This is a genomic window from Waterburya sp., from assembly GCF_058530065.1.
In genome coordinates this window covers 1-3,284 of sequence record NZ_JBZNBU010000442.1, presented here as the reverse complement: position 1 = coordinate 3,284, position 3,284 = coordinate 1, and the positions used below count along the sequence as shown (strand labels likewise).

Here is a 3,284-nt window from a genome sequence, read left to right as displayed (position 1 = left end):
TGCCAAGTACCTTGTTTGTCAATATATACGGGTAAAATTTCATATTTAGCTTTATTTTCGGCTTGTTGTAGGGCTGAAGCGATCGCTTTAGCAGAAGTTATCGATACTTCATGTTCTCCCGAACATCCACCAAATAATAAACCAACTTTTTGCTTTGCCATATGATTAACCCAAACTCAAGTTCTTATAGATGCTACACGATATTTTTAATTTTGGTCGAACCCCATTTGTTTGTGAAGAGCATTCTATGGCAATCTTTGGCGAATTTCCATCAATATTGTTCCCAGTCGATTGTCACCAATACCTGCTTCATTCTGTCCCCAAAATAAGTCCTTAGAAGAATGATGAATCAGAATTTCTGGTTTGGTAGCCAGCAAGTTTTTTAATAGTTTTCTGTTTTGCTCGAATTTAGCAGAAACTCCTCGAATCATCACTTGTTCCTTAACTTCCGACCAATCAGATCGCGGTACTAATGAACGGTTGCGAGCAATTTTTCTAGCTTGCAAAGATGTAGTTGCATTGCGGATGCGATCGAAGGTATCTGTTTGGGGGAATTTCTGAGCTTGATAATAATGTTCGACACTCAACCAACGAAGATTATCCAGCATAAATCTATGATGGGAAAAGTTAGATAACCAAGAATATTCGGGAGATTTGGAGTGAAATCTGATTGCCACGATCGATAGTTAAATTTAATGTAAGATTTTTCTAAGTCTAATTACTAATAGCTCGCCATGACCGTCAATCAAACCTGGATCGAAATCGCCCAAGCCATTGCTCAAGCTACAGGAAAAGAATTTACTGTTGCCGATCTTCGGGGAGTAGGGGGCGGTTGCATCAATCAAGGCTATCGAGTTAAAGGGAAAGAAGCAAAATATTTTGTCAAATTAAATCAGAGCGATCGCGTGGAAATGTTTGCAGCAGAAGCTTTAGGACTAAAACAAATGTATGCCACCCAGACTATTTCTGTGCCTCAGCCGATCTGTTGGGGAACGGCAGGCGATCGCAGTTATATCGTTTTGGAATGGTTTGATTTAGCTGGGGGAAACAAAGATAGTTGGCAACAGATGGGCAGGCAATTAGCAACAATGCACCGTCAAGGAACTTCGAGTAGCTTTGGTTGGGAGATGAATAATACCATTGGTTCGACTCCTCAAATCAATACTCCAATGGAGAATTGGGCAGATTTCTTTGCCGAACAGCGTATTGGCTATCAATTAAAACTGGCTCAACGCCGTGGGGGGAATTTTCCCAGTCGCGATCGCATAGTGAATGCCATTCGGGATAGATTGGGCGATCGCAACCCCACTTCTTCTTTACTCCATGGCGATCTTTGGTCGGGAAATGCAGCTATTCGTGCCGATGGCGCACCTGTGATTTTAGATCCTGCTACCTATTATGGCGATCGCGAAACCGATTTGGCGATGACAGAGTTATTTGGTGGTTTTCCCTCAGCTTTTTATCGAGGTTATAACGAAACCTGGGAATTAGACAAAGGTTATCCAAAACGCAAAAGTATTTATAACCTGTATCACGTTCTCAATCACTTCAATCTTTTTGGTGGCGGTTATGGCAGTCAAGCTAAAAGAATCATCGAGGGAATTATTTAAGCTGAGTTCGGGATAAGCTACTGACCGAGCGATCGCTTTAGTTATTAGTTATTAGTTATTTGTTTTTCAAGGGGAAAGTCTTTGAATCTGCCAAGTGCCATCATCCTGTAAATGGTAGGCTAAGCGATCGTGCAAGCGACTAGGACGACCTTGCCAAAATTCAATCAGGCTGGGTATTACTCTAAATCCTCCCCAATAATTAGGGATGGGTATGTTTGCTTCATCCTCATATTTAGATTCTAAGCTAGCTAACTTTTGTTCTAAAATTTTACGACTGGATATAACTCGACTTTGATCTGATGCCCAAGCACCCAATTGAGAAGCTTTAGGGCGAGAATGAAAATAAGCTTCCGATTCTTCTCGGTTAATTTTGACTACTTTTCCTTCAATCCGAACCTGCCTTTCTAATTTATCCCAAAGAAAAACCAGGGCAGCAAAGGGATTGGCAGTTAACTGCTGCCCTTTTTGGCTTTCATAATTAGTGTAAAAAACAAAACCTCGTCGATCTATTCCTTTGAGTAAGACGATTCTAGCGGTAGGCTTGCCATCAGGAGTAGCAGTAGCTAAAGTCATGGCATTAGGTTCGAGTAAATTTGCATCTAGGGCTTGTTGTAACCAAATCTGAAATTGCTCGATCGGGTTAGATTTGACATTTTCTTCTGATAATCCCGCTAGGGTGTAGTTTTGTCTTAAATCAGCTACCGAATAATCCACGTTATTTCATAGGCAAGGAACAGTTATTAATTTATCAGATTCTCAAACTGCAAAAACTAAAAACTAGAAACTAAAGATAACTTTAAGTGATTAAAATTAAACTCGATTTAGTAAAGAGAAATAAGCATTAATCACTTTCTCTGTGGAATATTCATTAGCTCTTGCCATTAAGGTCTCTTTGGGTAAAGGATTGGCTAGAGTAGCCAGCATTGCTTTAGCTAAAGCATCGGAATCTTCAACTGGGACTAAATTACCATAAGTTCCATTATCCAAAATTTCATCGGGACCGCTAGGACAATTAGTCGCTACCACAGGACAACCACAAGCCATTGATTCGATTAAGACTGTTGGCAATCCTTCTCCTCTGGAAGATAGAACAAAACAACTAGCCCGACTCATATAGGCATAGGGATTTTTAACAAAACCAGGAAGCAACACATCTCGCTCAATATCCAGGTCAGTAACTAATTTTTCTAGTTGTTCTCGATCGTCTCCTTCTCCTAAAATAATCAATCTTGCTTCTGTTTCTTGTCTCACTTGAGCAAAAGCGCGCAAAAGATTGGGAAAGTCTTTTTGGGGATTCAATCTTCCCACCGCTAAAAATACTGGAGGCTCTCCTGGGACAAACCAAGGATGGTCTAAATCTCCCGCTCTTTTCTCGATTAGATCTTGATTGACAATGGGATTGTTAAGCACTTCCACGCTTTTCTGTTTCAACCCTAAAGTATCTTCCAAATCCCTAGCAACTCCAGCTGAAACCCCCGCCACAGCATTGGCACGAGGGTAAAAGAATTTCATCAAATAAGGGACTAATTTTGCCCGTTGCAGTGCGAGGTTATTTTGCTCCACAGACACAGTGTTTTGCTCGACTAACAGCAGACGGGTTTTTATTCCCGATAGCTCTCTCGCCATAGATGCAACAACATTGACATGACTCATATTGCCAATCAAAGCCCAGGG

General features: G+C 40.9%; 4 protein-coding genes and 1 pseudogene. 1 reads left to right on the top strand and 4 read right to left on the bottom strand.

Annotated elements, in window-relative coordinates:
• Both AC33VI_RS23475 and ybiA read right to left on the bottom strand, forming a co-directional pair.
• A pseudogene (locus tag AC33VI_RS23475) lies at window positions 1–161 on the bottom strand (D-alanine--D-alanine ligase); the annotation flags it as partial.
• An 84-nt stretch (window positions 162–245) separates the two neighbouring features.
• Complete coding sequence (gene ybiA / locus AC33VI_RS23470; protein WP_491784677.1) at window positions 246–677, bottom strand: riboflavin biosynthesis intermediates N-glycosidase; 432 nt, start codon at window positions 675–677, stop codon at window positions 246–248.
• Window positions 678–734: 57 nt separating this feature from the next.
• Here ybiA and AC33VI_RS23465 point away from each other — a divergent pair, with 57 nt between their 5' ends.
• Complete coding sequence (locus AC33VI_RS23465; RefSeq protein WP_491784676.1) at window positions 735–1,610, top strand: fructosamine kinase family protein; 876 nt, start codon at window positions 735–737, stop codon at window positions 1,608–1,610.
• A gap of 66 nt (window positions 1,611–1,676) precedes the next feature.
• Here AC33VI_RS23465 and pdxH read toward each other — a convergent pair whose 3' ends face one another.
• Complete coding sequence (gene pdxH, locus AC33VI_RS23460; RefSeq protein ID WP_491784675.1) at window positions 1,677–2,324, bottom strand: pyridoxamine 5'-phosphate oxidase; 648 nt, start codon at window positions 2,322–2,324, stop codon at window positions 1,677–1,679.
• Between the two features lie 96 nt (window positions 2,325–2,420).
• Window positions 2,421–3,284 (bottom strand): glycosyltransferase (locus AC33VI_RS23455; protein WP_491784674.1); only part of this gene is annotated, 864 nt, incomplete at its 5' end.

Excerpts from the sequence above, each read along its gene's own strand:
- AC33VI_RS23465 (WP_491784676.1), top strand. The coding sequence starts at position 735 with ATGACCGTCAATCAAACCTGGATCGAAATCGCCCAAGCCATTGCTCAA.